Annotated in this window: 15 protein-coding genes; 6 read left to right on the top strand and 9 right to left on the bottom strand. The window is 51.1% G+C overall.

Features of this window, described 5'->3' with window-relative positions; all coding sequences use genetic code 11:
• The first annotated feature begins 467 nt into the window (after positions 1–467).
• The 6 genes from BMX58_RS13735 (at position 468) to BMX58_RS13760 (ending at position 6,695) form a co-directional block, all read left to right on the top strand.
• A complete protein-coding gene (locus tag BMX58_RS13735) occupies positions 468–1,313 on the top strand; it encodes a Cof-type HAD-IIB family hydrolase (RefSeq protein WP_068624926.1) in 846 nt (281 codons plus the stop codon).
• Between the two features lie 318 nt (positions 1,314–1,631).
• Positions 1,632–2,438, top strand: a complete 807-nt coding sequence (proB, locus tag BMX58_RS13740; RefSeq protein ID WP_204243816.1) for a glutamate 5-kinase — start codon at positions 1,632–1,634, stop codon at positions 2,436–2,438.
• Between the two features lie 13 nt (positions 2,439–2,451).
• Positions 2,452–3,702, top strand: a complete 1,251-nt coding sequence (locus BMX58_RS13745) for a glutamate-5-semialdehyde dehydrogenase (protein ID WP_068624922.1) — start codon at positions 2,452–2,454, stop codon at positions 3,700–3,702.
• 98 nt (positions 3,703–3,800) lie between these two features.
• Positions 3,801–4,940, top strand: a complete 1,140-nt coding sequence (locus BMX58_RS13750) for an NAD(P)/FAD-dependent oxidoreductase (protein ID WP_068624920.1) — start codon at positions 3,801–3,803, stop codon at positions 4,938–4,940.
• Between the two features lie 83 nt (positions 4,941–5,023).
• Entirely contained in the window at positions 5,024–5,419 is a 396-nt protein-coding gene (gene mscL / locus BMX58_RS13755; protein ID WP_068624918.1) for a large conductance mechanosensitive channel protein MscL, read from the top strand.
• A gap of 385 nt (positions 5,420–5,804) precedes the next feature.
• Entirely contained in the window at positions 5,805–6,695 is an 891-nt protein-coding gene (locus BMX58_RS13760) for an HAD family hydrolase (protein WP_068624916.1), read from the top strand.
• A 480-nt stretch (positions 6,696–7,175) separates the two neighbouring features.
• Here BMX58_RS13760 and BMX58_RS13765 read toward each other — a convergent pair whose 3' ends face one another.
• The 9 genes from BMX58_RS13765 to tmk form a co-directional block, all read right to left on the bottom strand.
• The gene (locus BMX58_RS13765) at positions 7,176–8,198 is read right to left on the bottom strand and encodes a YdcF family protein (protein WP_068624914.1); all 1,023 of its coding nucleotides are present in this window, start codon (positions 8,196–8,198) and stop codon (positions 7,176–7,178) included.
• Positions 8,199–8,212: 14 nt separating this feature from the next.
• Positions 8,213–9,085 (bottom strand): 16S rRNA (cytidine(1402)-2'-O)-methyltransferase, encoded by an 873-nt coding sequence (gene rsmI / locus BMX58_RS13770; RefSeq protein ID WP_068624908.1) that lies wholly within the window; start codon positions 9,083–9,085, stop codon positions 8,213–8,215.
• Positions 9,063–9,389, bottom strand: a complete 327-nt coding sequence (locus tag BMX58_RS13775) for a GIY-YIG nuclease family protein (protein WP_068624906.1) — start codon at positions 9,387–9,389, stop codon at positions 9,063–9,065. Before BMX58_RS13775 ends, rsmI begins: the two co-directional genes overlap by 23 nt.
• Entirely contained in the window at positions 9,376–10,128 is a 753-nt protein-coding gene (locus BMX58_RS13780) for a tRNA1(Val) (adenine(37)-N6)-methyltransferase (protein ID WP_068624904.1), read from the bottom strand. Before BMX58_RS13780 ends, BMX58_RS13775 begins: the two co-directional genes overlap by 14 nt.
• 167 nt (positions 10,129–10,295) lie before the next feature.
• A complete protein-coding gene (locus BMX58_RS13785) occupies positions 10,296–10,646 on the bottom strand; it encodes a DNA replication initiation control protein YabA (protein WP_068624930.1) in 351 nt (116 codons plus the stop codon).
• Positions 10,647–10,677: 31 nt separating this feature from the next.
• Positions 10,678–11,496, bottom strand: a complete 819-nt coding sequence (locus BMX58_RS13790) for a PSP1 domain-containing protein (protein ID WP_068624902.1) — start codon at positions 11,494–11,496, stop codon at positions 10,678–10,680.
• 25 nt (positions 11,497–11,521) lie between these two features.
• The gene (holB, locus tag BMX58_RS13795; RefSeq protein WP_162268648.1) at positions 11,522–12,502 is read right to left on the bottom strand and encodes a DNA polymerase III subunit delta'; all 981 of its coding nucleotides are present in this window, start codon (positions 12,500–12,502) and stop codon (positions 11,522–11,524) included.
• Between the two features lie 23 nt (positions 12,503–12,525).
• Positions 12,526–12,855: a cyclic-di-AMP receptor gene (locus tag BMX58_RS13800; protein WP_068624900.1), complete on the bottom strand. Its 330-nt coding sequence runs from the start codon at positions 12,853–12,855 to the stop codon at positions 12,526–12,528.
• Positions 12,856–12,917: 62 nt separating this feature from the next.
• Positions 12,918–13,559 (bottom strand): dTMP kinase, encoded by a 642-nt coding sequence (gene tmk, locus BMX58_RS13805; RefSeq protein ID WP_068624898.1) that lies wholly within the window; start codon positions 13,557–13,559, stop codon positions 12,918–12,920.
• Between the last annotated feature and the right edge of the window lie 454 nt (positions 13,560–14,013).

Genomic DNA, 14,013 nt, shown 5'->3' on the forward strand with positions numbered 1-14,013 from the left:
CGATACTAAGTATCGCCTTCGTTTGCCTCGACCGAAATCGAAGCTCCCTGCACATTTGGTTCGTTCATTCTTTGTTCAGTTTTCAAAGGTCAATCACACATCACGTATTACGTGATTGCTTATTCATAATAGCATGGGTTCGGCTCTCCGTCAAGCCTTTTCTGAAAGTTTTTCAGAAGCGTTAGCTGCTTGCAGATGCGTTGACCAGCAACTTTTATATATTACCACGCTCAAAATCGCATGTCAACAATTTTTTCAAATCATTTCAAAGCCGATTCCCGCGGACAACTTCTATATACTATCACCGCAGCCGAATGCTGTCAACGATTTTTTAATTTTTCCTAAAATCGCCGTCTTCAGGGCTGCACGAAACACCTGGGACTGGCATTTCCGGAAATTCCATTATATAGTAGAAACGGAATTGAAATTCGGACATAGCCTTTAAAGGCAGAGAGCGAGGATAATGATTGGATAAAAAAATCATTTTTTTGGATATTGATGGCACTTTGGTGACTGACGACGGTTGGGTACCCGCTTCTGCTGCGGAGGCATGCAGACAGGCCCGCCTGAACGGGCACGAAATTTATTTATGCACCGGCCGCTCAAAACCGGAAATCTATGATTTCATCATGGAGATCGGTTTTGATGGCATCATCGGCGCTGGCGGCGGCTTCGTTGAGCTGCATGACGGCATGCTATACCATAAGACAGTTCCGGCCAGCGAAGTCAGGCGGATGGTGGATTTCTTCAATCAGCATGGTGTTGATTTTTACCTGGAATCAAACGGTGGCCTGTTTGCCAGCAAGAATTTCCTGCCGCATGTGGAACGCTGCATCTACGGCGACATCGACAACGATCCGGAAGCCAAAAAACGCAAGGAAGAGACGCCGCATCCCTTCATCGCGGGATTGATCTACGGCGAAGAGGATCTGTATAAATCTGACGTTAATAAGGCTTGCTTCCTTCAGAGCGACAAACTTTCTTTCGCACAGATAAAAGCGGAATTCGAAAATGCCTTTGATACGATCCAATGCACCGTGCCTCAGTTTGGGGATGACAGCGGCGAATTGATGGTACCGGGCATACACAAAGCGACCGCCATCGAAGCGTTGCTGACACACCTAGGCATCTCCAAGGAACGGACGATTGCAATCGGTGACGGCTTGAATGACCTGGAGATGTTCGACTATTGCGAAATCGGCATCGCCATGGGGAATGCCAAGGAAGAATTGAAGGCGGTCGCGGATCATGTCACGAGTTCGGTGGACGAGGAAGGCTTGCATCAAGCCTTCCGCACTTTCGGACTCATCTGATAAAGGCGGCTAAAAATCTTATCCATTTCATAAAATTATCTTCATAGTTTCTTCACACTTGGGATTTACTATGGTTACAGGCCAATCACAAACAATCTTTTTCAATTTCTTTACTCCTCCAAAGTAAAGAGCAACTCCTTTAGGGCTGCCTGATAACTTCAGGCAGCTTTTTTTGGCTATATCTTAATTTTTTCGCCATTCCATGATACTATAGGTATTAATATCTCGCCGGGCGCAAGCTCTGCACCATTCAAAAAAACACTCTATAATATAGATGCAAAAAATCAAATCGTAAACGGGGATGTGCACATGGAACCTATCCGCAATAAAATCTTGGACTGCAAAAGGATCGTCATCAAAATCGGCACGAGTTCTTTGATGCTGGCGGACGGATCCGTCAACTACCAGACGATCGACCGGCTTGCTTATGTCTTGACCGTTCTGCGCAACCAAGGCAAAGAAATCGTCCTGGTGTCTTCCGGCGCGATCGGAGTCGGGCTGAACCGCCTGAACCTGCCGCATCGTCCGAAGTCCATTCCGGAGCAACAGGCAGTCGCTTCCGTCGGCCAGGCCGAGTTGATGAATCTCTACACGCGCTTTTTCTCGCACTACAATCAGATCGTCGGACAAATATTGATGACGCTGGATATCGTGCAATTTCCGGAAAGCCGCAGGAATGCCGTAAACGCCTTCGAGCAATTGCTGAAGATGGGCATCATCCCGATCGTAAACGAAAACGACGCCGTTTCCGTAGAGGAATTGGATCACCAGACCAAATTCGGCGACAATGACCGTTTGTCCGCAACTGTAGCCGAAATCATCTCCGCTGATCTGCTGATCATGCTGTCCGATGTGCCGGGCTTTTACGACAAAAATCCGACGACCAATCCGGATGCCGTCCTTTTCCATACCCTCCATGCCGTCACCGATAAGGAAATGGCTTTGGCCGGCGGGAACGGTTCGAAATTCGGGACCGGCGGAATGGCAACGAAACTGAAAGCGGCGAAACGCATCCTGAAGAATAAGCAACAGATGGTATTGACGCAAGCAGCCGACCCGACCGTATTGTTCGATATACTGGCCGGCAAAGAAATTGGAACCTATTTCGTGAAGGAAGACAAGTAGAGGAGGATATTCAATGAACAGTTTATTGCAAGAAATGGGCATTGCCGCGAAAGCCGCCGCCAACAGCCTGAGAAAAGCATCAACCAATCAGAAGAACGCGGGGCTCCTGGCGATGGAAGCCGCCCTTTACGCGCACCAGGATGCCATTTTGGCCGCCAATGCGAAGGATATCGCAGCCGCCGAGGCCAATGGCTTGCCGACGCCGATGATCGAACGCTTGACTTTGAACCCGCAACGGATCAAAGGGATGGCGGACAGTTTCAAGGAAATCGCTCAACTGGCTGATCCGGTCGGCTACGTCGAAGAAATGACGAAATCTGCAGATGGTTTGATGATCGGCAAACAGCGTGTTCCGCTGGGCGTCATCGGAATCATCTACGAATCGCGCCCGAACGTGACAGCAGACGCCAGCGCCCTCTGCTTCAAATCCGGGAATGCCGTCATACTGCGCGGCGGAAAAGAGGCATTGGAATCCAACAAAGCCATCATGACTGCCTTGCAGTCCGGACTTGCGGAAGCCGGCTTCGCCAAGGATACGCTGCAGTTGATCCCGGATCCATCCCGCGAACTGGCCGGTGAATTCATGAAGCTGAATGACTACCTGGATTGCCTGATCCCTCGCGGCGGTGCCGGGCTGATCCAGAACGTGCTGAAGAATGCGACCGTCCCGGTCATCGAAACAGGCGTCGGCAATTGCCACCTGTACATCGATCAGGCTGCCGAATTGGAGATGGCCACACGCATCCTCGTCAATGCGAAATGTTCCCGCCCTTCCGTCTGCAATTCCATCGAGACGCTGGTTGTCCACGAAGCGGTCGCGGATGCCTTCCTGCCTGTTTTCGCGGAAGCCTTGGCGCCTTACAAAGTGGAATTGCGCGGCGATGCGAAGACCTGCAGCATCCTGCCTGAAGCTGTACCGGCAACAGAGGAAGATTATACTGCGGAATTCCTGGACTTCATCTTGGCTGTAAAAGTGGTTTCCTCCTATGACGAAGCCATTGCGCATATCCAAAAATACAGCACCGGCCATTCCGAAGTGATTGTCACCGCTCATTACCAAACGGCACAGAACTTCCTGAACGATATCGATGCGGCAGCCGTTTACGTCAATGCTTCGTCCCGCTTCACGGATGGCGGTTGTTTCGGCCTAGGCGGCGAAATCGGCATCAGCACGCAAAAACTCCATGCCCGCGGACCGATGGGATTGAAGGAATTGACTTCCTACAAATACATCATCTACGGCGAAGGCCAAATCAGATCCTGAGCGGGATCCACATCAAAAATGCTTAGAGCCGGGACACCGTTCCCGGCTTTTTCCGTCCGGAACGCAACCACGTTTGCAGGAGAAAGGAAGATTCATCAATGAATAAGAAAATCGCGGTCATCGGCGGCGGAATCGTCGGCGCCACCGCCAGCTATTATTTGGCAAGATCAGGTCAAAGCGTCAGCGTGTTCGACAGCGGCACCGGTCAGGCCACCGCTGCCGCGGCAGGGATCATCTGCCCTTGGCTGTCCAGACGCCGCAACAAAAAATGGTACCGGCTCGTTTCCGAAGGCGCCGCTTTTTACGACAAACTGCTGGCTGACTTGGCTTCCGACGGCTTCAAGACCGACGCCTACGCACGCTGCGGCGCCCTGATCCTGGGACAGACGCCCGACTACCTTCAAGAGGTCCACGACCGCGCGCTGGAACGCCGCGAACAGGCACCGCTCATCGGCGACGTCGCGATCCTGAAAGGCAGCGAGCTCAAACAGGCCTTCCCGCCCCTCACCAATGCCGAACAAGCCCTTTACGTAGGCGGCGGCGCCCGCGTGGACGGCCGGGAGTTGACGAAGACGTTGCTGCAGGCGGCAAGCCACTTCGGAGCCACTATCCACAACGAAACGATCTCTCTCGCTAAGGACAACGACGGCAACCTGTCCGTCCTGACACCGGACGGACCACCGCAAAGATTAGATGCGGTCATCCTGGCGGCCGGCGCCTGGCTGCCCCAACTCCTCCAACCGCTTGGATACACGGTCGATGTCCGCGGGCAAAAAGGGCAACTGGTCGTCCTCCATCAAGATGAAGACAGCGATCCGCAAACCTACCCGGTCATCATGCCCCAGGGCGAAATCGATCTGCTGCCGTTCGGGAACGGAAAAACAGCCATCGGCGCAAGCCACGAGAACGACAAAGGCTATGACCTGGAGCCTGACGCTTCCGTAACGGATCCAATGCTGGAACAAGCCTGCACGTGGCTTCCCCATCTGAAAGAAACAGCGGCCGCGGATATCCGGGTCGGCACAAGGGCCTACACATCCGACTTCAGTCCCTGCTTCGGCGGTGTACCCGGTCTGCAAAACTGCTTCGCGGCAAGCGGGCTCGGCTCGTCCGGATTGACTTCCGGTCCGCTGATCGGCTATCTGCTGGCTGAGTTGGCGCAAGGGAAAGAAAGCAGTTTACCGATCGAGGATTATCCGGCCGCCGCTTACATTAAATTGACAGCTCGACAAAACTAGTAAAAATATTGTCCGCTGAAACTCTTATTTTTTGCCATCCCGATACAGTTGCAATATAATTATCTTAAACGGAGGTGGAAAATATGTGGAAAGAGTTTAAAACATTCATCATGCGCGGCAACGTGCTTGATCTTGCCGTCGGGGTTGTCATCGGGGGTGCATTTACAGCAATCGTCAATTCATTAGTAGCGGATATCATCACACCGATCATCGTGGCCATCACCGGCAACGCGGACCTGACAGGCCTTTCTTTCAAAATCGGCCAGGCGGACTTCACGTACGGTAATTTCCTGCAGGCTGTTGTGAACTTCCTGCTGATCGCACTCGTCCTCTTCCTGATGATCAAAGCGGTCAACAAGCTGAAAAGCAAAATGCCTGCCGAGGAACCCGTGGAAGTGGAAGCCGAAGTGCCGGTTGTCGAACTTTATCTGAAAGAAATCCGCGATATGATGGCGGAACAAAGCAAAAAAGCCGAGTAAGAAAGGCACAGGGGCAGTCCCGAATAGAGACTGCCCCTGCTTTTTGCTTTGGCGACAGGATTGTCTGTTCCGGGACTCGAGTGCGCAGCGCATCCGTTCAGCTTCAACCTTCCAGTATACGAAAAAAGCCGCATACGCACGAACTGAATCGTGGCGTATGCGGCTTTTTTTGCGCTCCAACACTTTTAAGTTTTTCCCAATCATATCCACCTACTCGCGTTTGCCTCTCGGAGTATATCCAAACTAGGTACTTTTATCTTTCAAATGGGTATCAAGCGCTATGTATTTACCGACGAAATTATGCTATTCTATTCGAAATGGTTTTCAGAACTTCACGTCTTTGGAGACAGTGATCGAAATTTCTAAAAAGGAAGTGGAATAGCTAATGCCCATCAAAGCAATCGTTTGCGACATGGACGGCACCTTATTGACTGCTGACCATGACATCAGCCCCAAAACCTTGGAACTGCTCCTGTCACTCCAGCAAAAAGGCATCACGTTGGTATTGGCAAGCGGGAGAAGTTACCTGCGTTTGATGCCGGACGCCCTGAAACTGAAGATGGATTTCCATCAAGGCTACTTGATCGATGTAAACGGCAGTTCCATTTATGACTTCAGCTCCCAAAGCCGGGAAAGATTGGGTGTGATGGACTCAGAAGATATCCAGAAGGTCACTTCCGCTTTCCGCAGCTTCAATGTGGAGATGCAATTCTCCCAGGATGCCGGCCTGTACACCTATTTGCCGGACTCGCTCTATACATTGAAGAAGAAGATCCGCGGGGAAATGAGACTGCCAGACGATTATCCTTGGGCCAGCGGCATGTACGGCTGGCTGTGCGATATGCGCGACGGCTATCCGGAACAAAAGCTGATCCTTGATCTGAAGGAAGCGCCCGCTTTCTGCAACAAAATTTCGATTAGCCAGGACCCGCATTTCATGGAGGCCGTGACGCAGTCCTTGCCTCATTTGGGGCTGCATGACGATTACGAGCTGGTCTTCTCCGATGAAAGGAAACTGGAGATCACCAAAAAAGGCATCAGCAAAGGCAATGCCTTGGATACCTTGCTGGAAAAACTTGGTGTTTCCAATGAGGAAGTGGCTGTCTTCGGCGACAGCGAAAATGATATCTCCATGCTCGCCGGCAGACCCTATTCCTTCGCGATGGACAACGCACTGCCCAACGCCAAGAGCGCGGCAAAATATGCAACGCCTTCCAACGATGACGAAGGCGTCTATCACGGCTTGAAGCAATTGATGGCAGAAGGTTTGCTGTAAACGAATAAGAAAAGCTGAACGGGTTCGCTCAGCCCTGAAAGAAATTTAGGAAATCTGGCCCTGAATGAGCATCGTAGAGCGCAATGGGTCAGATTTATCTAATTTCCGAAGGGCTAACCCGTGAAGCTGGCCAAAGATTTGGGATGCATGAAACAATTTGCAAATCCGTGAAACACCTGCGGTGATGCGCTTTTAAGTTTGAAAAATCTTATGAATTCCTATATGTTAAAAAGAAGGGGCCGTCTGCTGAGAGACGGCCCCTTCTTTGCGATTGAGTATTCGAATTCGTGGCGGAATTCCCCGCCAAAACGGTTTTCGGCGGGGAATCTCGTGTTGGCCGCGGACATTTTTCCCCGCCAAAACGGTTTTGGCGGGTTATCTCGTGCTGTCCGCGGGCATTTTTCCCCGCCAAACGGTTTTTGGCGGGGAAACTCTGAGGATAAAATCAATTCCCCGCCAAAAAATAAATTTTATTTACTCTTACAAGTAGATCCTCCACACCCCAAACACCAGCACGCCCGCCAACAGCAGCGTATGCGCTTTGATCTGCAGAAAGATGAGCGCGATGAATTCGCGCAGAAACGCATAAGGCAGAAAATAAAGCGGTGTCCAGGCGCCCAAGCCGTCCGTTTCCAATCCCACCCGGTGGGCGTAGAGACTGCTGCGGACAACATGGAAATTGTTCGTGATGAAAAGGCACTTGTAGCTTTCTTTGTACGCGTCCATTATGCCCTTCGAGTAAAGGAAATTCTGGTACGTGTTGACGGACTTGTCTTCCTCAAGGATCACTTCTTCCGGGATGCCTTTCTCGACCAGATAGCGTTTCATGGCGTACGCTTCGGAAAAAGGTTCATCCACCCCTGTCCCGCCGCTCACGATCAGACGGCAAGGCCGCTTCTGCGCGCGCTCGGTCTGGTGCCGGAAAAACCGGATCGCTCTGTCCAAGCGCCTCCGCAACAAAGGACTGATGCCGCCATCCGGCAGCAAGCCCGCCCCCAGAACAATGACGAAATCCTTATCGAGGGAAACCGGAACGATTCCGTAAAAGGCTGTCGCGACAAAAAACAAAATCAGCACCACACCGAAATAGATGATGAAGTAGCCCATCAAGCGCATGAAGCGCCAGATCAGGTAATGATGGAACACAAAATAATTCAGCAGGAACAGCAGATCCATCAACAAAATGAAGGCGCCCACCGCAACCAGCAGGCCGTACCGTTTGGCCCAGCCCTCTTTTTTGAGCAGCAGCACCCCGTTGAAGACAAGCGCCAGGCCAAAAAACAGGAAGGCAAACGGTGAAATCAAGCCAAACAGGACGCGGAAGAGCATCACCGCGTAACGGATCAGCGCCACTTGGGGCGAGTCGTTGCCCTGCAGCATTCCCACGAAAAGAAAAAGCAGCGCGGCAACCAGCAAGTAGCTTTGGAATTGCCTGTTCCTCCCCATCGTTCGGAGCGTCAGAACCCCGCCTAACGAGAATGCGCTCAATAAATAAAACAGCAACGGTCATCCCTCCTTTAAAACCCGTGGAAAGCTTGATACACTTCCTGTTTCTTCATACCCCTGATTTTTGCGGCCTCTTTGATCGCATCTTTGGATGAGAGTCCCTGTTCCGACATCAGTTTCTCCACCAACTCGGCAATACTGAGGTCATCAAAGGTCTGCTCAACCGGCATTTCCGGGTTGTCGTTGCCGGCTATCATCAGGCAGATTTCGCCTTTGATCTCCGTGTCTTCAGCCCAGACAGCCAATTCCTCCGCCGAACCGCGGATGAATTCCTCAAAGCGTTTCGTCAATTCGCGGCAGATGACGACTTGGCGCTCCGCCCCCATCACAGTTGCGATATTTTTCAGCAATTCCTTCAGGCGGTAAGGCGACTCGTAGAAAATCATCGTCTCTTCCCTGTTCTTCAATGATTCCAATTGCGCCACTTGATCCTTCTTCTTGCGCTCCAGGAAGCCGAAAAAATAGAACGGCTGCGGCGCCAATCCGGAAGCGATCAATGCGGTCACACCGGCATTCGCGCCCGGAAGCGGCACAACCGGCACGTTTGCCTTGATGCAGGCGCGCACCAGATCATGGCCCGGATCGCTGATGGAAGGCATCCCCGCATCGCTCACCTGGGCGATCGATTGCCCGCCGAGGAGCTTATCCACCAATTGCGGAATGCGCTCCTGCGTATTGTGCTCGTGGAAGCTGACCTGGGGCGTATCCACTTCGAAATGCGTCAACAGTTTCCGCGTATTGCGCGTGTCCTCCGCAGCGATCAGATCCACTTCCCGCAGTATCTTTACGGCACGGAAGGTCATATCCTCCAGGTTGCCGATCGGTGTCGGCACTAAATAAAGCGTTCCGCTCTCGTGATGTTCATAACTTTTTTGCAGTTGCATCTTTTTTCTCCTCTGATTCCGATTCATTTTTGCGGCCGGCTATGCAGATCCCGCGCACCGACAAAAACTGCTCTTTCTGCTTGCGGCTCAGCTTCTTGAAGGCCGCCTCCGCTTTGGTCGCTTCCGCTCTGGAGCCGAATACTTCCTTGTAGATCATCTGGACAGGGCGGCGGGCCTTGGTGTATTTGCTGCCGATGCCTCTGTTGTGCTCCTGTTCACGCCGGAGCGTGTCCGTCGTGTAGCCGGCATAAAAAGAATCATCCCCACAATGCAGCACATAAAAGTAGTGCTCACTGCTCGCCATAGAGGACATCCTTTACCTTCTGGCTGTATTCCCCTTCTTCATTGTACACAACCAGCGGCGGCAACACACGGAAGCCGTCTTCCTTGCCGTCCTTGATGCCTTCGATCAGGATCATGTTCGCTTCCTTGTTCTGTTTCGGGTAAATGAACTGCAGCTTTTTCGGCGCGATCCGGTTGTTCCGCATCGTTTCCAGGATCTCCATCAAACGATCCGGGCGATGGACGAAATAAGCCTTGCCTTTCATCTTCAGCAGATGGCTCGTCTGTTTCATCAATTGGTCCAGCGTCAGATGGATTTCGTGCCGCGCAATCGCAAAAGCATCCAATTCGTTCGTGAAGCTGGATTCGCTCAACTTAAAGTAGGGCGGGTTGCAGGTGATGACGTCGACGGAATCCGGTTTGATGAAGCGGGTCACGTCGTTCACATCCGCGTGCAGGAAGGAGACCTTCTCTTCCAACCGGTTCAGCTGGACCGTCCTGCGGGCCATATCCACCAACCGATCCTGCAGTTCCACCCCGACGATCGGGTTTTTGGTTTTTCCTGTCAGCAGGAACGAGACTGCCCCGTTCCCGGCACAGAGATCGACTATCTTCGCCGGCTTCACGCGCGGCAATTCCGCGAAATCCGCCAACAGCACCGCATCCAGCGAAAAAGAGAACACGGCTGAACTTTGGATGATCCGGATGTTTTCCCTTTTCAGCACATCCAAGCGTTCGCCTTCCTTCAATACATTTTCCATTCGTTTACCCCTTTGTTTATCTATCATCAGGCCTGCAGCAGCAGACAAAATAGCCAGCCAACACAGCCATTGTGTTTATCCTCAAAACAGAGGCCAGGACCTCTGTCCCCGCCTCTGCCAGTCATACATCCATCATTTCTTAAAGCACCCGCAGCGCGGGACATTTCTCAGTTTTTCCGGTCTCTTTCGCCATAAATGACGTCGATACAGAAAACACAAGGCTCATCATTGACACGACGGGAACCATAATAAACATTGCAGACATGAAAACCGTCCTCGTACAGCTTCTGTAAATTCAGACGGGACTTCGACATTTCTGGCTCTTGCTTCTGCGCATCTTCTTTTTCCTTCGTCAGGAAATCGATCCGATCGCGCAGATGCTGGTTCTCGATTTGAAGATTTGCGTTCTCTTCTATCAGGTCATCCATCTTCTCTTGAATCTCTTTGACATCTGCTCCCATCGACGAAATACGGCTTTCCACCCGATGGAATTGGTCATACAAGGCACGTTTATCCATTTTATCCACTCGCATTTTCCATACTTATTTTTCAATCCTGTCGTGCAGCTCTAACATTCTGTAATTCTGAAGCGGCAAACTCAACCGTTTTGTTGTGCTCGAACAGACGCACTTTGACGATTTGGCTGAGCACATTCAATTCCACAACTTTTCCCTTGCCCTCAGGCGTCATCACTTCCTGCCCATAATCAGGCATCGCCTTTCTGAGCGAGACGTACGTATCGTTCTCATAATTCAGGCAGCACATCAAGCGCCCGCACAGACCGGATATTTTGGTAGGATTCAAGGACAAGCCCTGATCCTTCGCCATCTTGATCGAAACCGGCACAAAGTCGCCCAAGAAGGTCGAACAGCAGAGCGTTCTTCCGCAAGGTCCGATCCCCCCAAGGATTTTGGCCTCATCGCGGACGCCGATCTGATGCAATTCGATCCGCGTGCGGAACACAGCCGCCAACTCGCGGACCAATTCCCGAAAATCGATCCGGCCTTCCGAACTGAAATGGAAAGTCAGACGACTGCGGTCGAAAGTGTATTCCGCTTTGATCAGCTTCATGTCCAGTTTCAGCTGTTTCATTTTCGCCTTGCAAACGGCAAAGGCTTCTTTCGCCTCTGCGCGGTTTTTCTCATCCTGCTCGAGATCTTTTTCGGTCGCAACGCGGATGATGTGTTTATGAGAAAGGATGCCGCCTTCTTCATTGCATTTTTTATCGACAATGACGACTTGGCCAATATCGACGGCATTCCCATTATTTATGATCAATTTTTCGTCCATTCTGTACTTTGCCTGGGCCGCTTCATAATAAGAGATGGGCCCGACAGGCATAAAACGAACACCAATTACGTTTTTCATTTTCTTTCTCCTCCAGAAGCTTTATCTATAGGCTATTCCCGAGCGCAATTTCTTCCAGTACCCCTTGGAGCTGAACATTTGCTTCCAGATGTTTCTTTCCATTGAGGATATTTTCCATCTGCCGGGTGATTTCCTGAGGATGCAGTTTTTCTGCAATGCGCTCGTACTCTTTTCCGCGATTTTTGTTGACGACAGCTTGCAGATTGCTGTACTTGGTATACAGTAAATCACGGTAGCAGAATAATAGCAAGTCCAAAAAGAAGTGGCCATCATTTTTGTCTTTCAGCCCGTCCATCAAATCGGTCTGGACAAACACAAATGCCTGCGGATTTTTGTCGGTCATCAGCTGGAACCACGCCCACGACCGTCTTTTGGACTCGTGGAAGCTTTCCTCCTGGTTCAGCAACAAGGCTTCTTCTTGGTTATTCGTGATGGCCGCCAACAGTGCCGCATTTTCCGGCTGGATCCCTTGCGCTTCCAAAGTTTCCCCCAAAGCCTGTTTGTTGACGACCTGGAAATGGACGATTTGGCAACGCGAGCGGATGGTCGGCAGGATGTTCTCCTTTGCTGAGGTCATCAGGATCAAATATGTATCGTGCTGCGGCTCCTCCAAAAACGTCAGCAGGCTGTTCGAAGCGCTGACCGTCATCTTTTCCGCGTCATAGATCAGATAGATTTTGCGGCTGCCTTCCATCCCGCTTTTGGAAAGGTCCGCCTTCAGTTCGCGGACCTGATTGACTTTAATGGTGTTGCCATCTGGGCTGATCTCCGTCACATCAGGAAATTCGCCTGCAGCAATCCGCAGGCAATGGCTGCAGCGCCCGCAAGGCTGATCATCCTGCAGGTCTTCGCAAAAGAGCGCCTGCGCGATCCAACGTGCCAATTCTTCCTTGCCGGTCCCCCGTGCCCCTTCGAACAAATAGGCATGGACCAACCGTTTTTCCCGAATCGTCCGTTGGAACCTTTCGAGCAGTTCCGGCTGTTGCTTCATCAAAAGCTGTGTCACACCATCCATCCTTTCCTTTGTCATCAAAATCTATGAAAACTATCTACCGGGAGGACAAACACAGTGGCTCCGCCTACATGCACTTCCATCGGGAAACCGATCGCACTGTCCATCGGCACGTCCATGCTTACTGGAGTCGCCACGAACTGTTCGCGCGCTTCACAATTGGTCTTGATGATCTGCAGCACTTGATCAACCCGTTCGTCCTCCACACCGATCATGAAAGTCGTATTGCCGGCGCGCAAAAAGCCGCCTGTCGAAGGCAACTTCGTCGCGCGGACGTTCGCTTCCACCAACTCATCGGATAGGATCGCACTGTCTTTATCTTGAACGATAGCCATAATTAATTTCATAACAAATCCCTCTTTTCTTTATATTAAAAAGGTCGATCAGTGATGATTGAAAAATGATTTTTTTAAAAATAGCTTGGATACCTGTTTTGGATGATGTGATAGCACGCTTCTGCCACAGCTTCACGGCTCATCGTCCCGTCGACGACCACGATCCTTTCCGGATTCGCCTGCGCCAATTGCTGATAGCCGGCCCGGACTTTTTCATGGAAGTCGAGCTTCTCCCGGTCCAAACGATTGTATTCCCGTTCATCCAGATTCGCATGAATCCTTTGAATGCCCACTTCCGCTGGGACATCGATATACAACGTCAGGTCCGGCTCAATGCCTTCTGTCGCAAATTGATTGATCGCACGGATCCCTTCTTCCCCGATGCCTCTCGCGTAGCCTTGATAAGCGATGGAGCTGTCGACAAAACGATCGCAAAAAATGACGTCTCCACTCTCCAAAACGGGCAACACCTTTTCGACCAGATGCTGGCGACGGCTTGCCGCATACAATAATGCTTCTGTCCTAGAATCCATGTCCGTATGCGAAGGATCCAGTATCAACGATCGGATTTTTTCCGCAATCGGGCTCCCGCCCGGTTCCCTCGTCGCTACCACTTTCCGGTTCATCTCTTGTTGCAGACGCGGCACGACTTGCTGCAGCGCAGTTGTCTTGCCTGAGCCATCCGGCCCTTCGATTGTGATGAAAATCCCTCTCACTTTGCACACCCCTACGATTCTAATACTTCCATTATACGCTAAATGAAAGTTTTTTTATACAGATGAATCCGATATCCCTTTGTCAATTTTGCAACAAATTATTGTATTCATCGGGTTTTTCCGAAAACGGGATGCCGCGCGTGCAGCCTGCGCCACAAACATACTAAGATTAGTAGTACAAACCACGGCCATGGTTTGTGCTACTATTTTTTTATAGTAGAAGTGAAGGTAAGCCGACCAGCCTCTGGGACCAATTAGAGTCCGTATCACAAACCGGCTCATTTCACACCCTTATGTGAATCAGTTTAGTATGTTGGGTCCAAGAGACCGTGTATAAGAAAATGGAATCGATAAGGAGCTGTGAGATCTTCTATAATGGCTTAAAAAGGAGGACAAAAAAATGAAGCATGTTATCGCGCTTGATGTCAGTAAGGGAAAGAGCACTATGGTGCTA

This window comes from Trichococcus ilyis, from assembly GCF_900109135.1.
Taxonomy (GTDB): Bacteria; Bacillota; Bacilli; order Lactobacillales; family Aerococcaceae; genus Trichococcus; species Trichococcus ilyis.

Coding starts and splice junctions, on each gene's coding strand:
- BMX58_RS13745 (WP_068624922.1), top strand. CDS start 2,452: ATGAACAGTTTATTGCAAGAAATGGGCATTGCCGCGAAAGCCGCCGCC.
- BMX58_RS13750 (WP_068624920.1), top strand. CDS start 3,801: ATGAATAAGAAAATCGCGGTCATCGGCGGCGGAATCGTCGGCGCCACC.
- mscL (WP_068624918.1), top strand. CDS start 5,024: ATGTGGAAAGAGTTTAAAACATTCATCATGCGCGGCAACGTGCTTGAT.
- BMX58_RS13760 (WP_068624916.1), top strand. CDS start 5,805: ATGCCCATCAAAGCAATCGTTTGCGACATGGACGGCACCTTATTGACT.
- rsmI (WP_068624908.1), bottom strand. CDS start 9,085: ATGCAACTGCAAAAAAGTTATGAACATCACGAGAGCGGAACGCTTTAT.
- BMX58_RS13775 (WP_068624906.1), bottom strand. CDS start 9,389: ATGGCGAGCAGTGAGCACTACTTTTATGTGCTGCATTGTGGGGATGAT.
- BMX58_RS13780 (WP_068624904.1), bottom strand. CDS start 10,128: ATGGAAAATGTATTGAAGGAAGGCGAACGCTTGGATGTGCTGAAAAGG.
- BMX58_RS13785 (WP_068624930.1), bottom strand. CDS start 10,646: ATGGATAAACGTGCCTTGTATGACCAATTCCATCGGGTGGAAAGCCGT.
- BMX58_RS13790 (WP_068624902.1), bottom strand. CDS start 11,496: ATGAAAAACGTAATTGGTGTTCGTTTTATGCCTGTCGGGCCCATCTCT.
- BMX58_RS13800 (WP_068624900.1), bottom strand. CDS start 12,855: ATGAAATTAATTATGGCTATCGTTCAAGATAAAGACAGTGCGATCCTA.